This is a genomic window from Streptococcus parasanguinis, assembly GCF_001074805.1.
GTDB classification, from domain to species: Bacteria; Bacillota; Bacilli; order Lactobacillales; family Streptococcaceae; genus Streptococcus; species Streptococcus parasanguinis_A.
The window spans coordinates 1-206 of the sequence record NZ_JUPI01000119.1; the positions used below are offsets into that span (position 1 = coordinate 1).

General features: G+C 43.7%; 1 protein-coding gene. It reads right to left on the reverse strand.

Features of this window, described 5'->3' with window-relative positions:
- Positions 1–206, reverse strand: a 206-nt coding sequence (locus ADI76_RS08370) for a BMC domain-containing protein (protein WP_080982791.1), incomplete at both ends; no start/stop codon positions are given.

Below are 206 nucleotides of genomic sequence, written 5' to 3' on the forward strand. Positions count from 1 at the left end.
GAAATCAATTCACCTACGTTTTCAGCTGCTGCTGCACCTGCATCTGTTGCAGCTTTAACAGCACCTACGTCACCACGAACCATTACAGTTACCAAACCAGCTCCGACTTGTTGTTTACCAATCAATGTAACGTTTGCTGCTTTTACCATAGCATCTGCTGCTTCGATAGCACCTACTAAACCTTTTGTTTCAACCATTCCTAATGC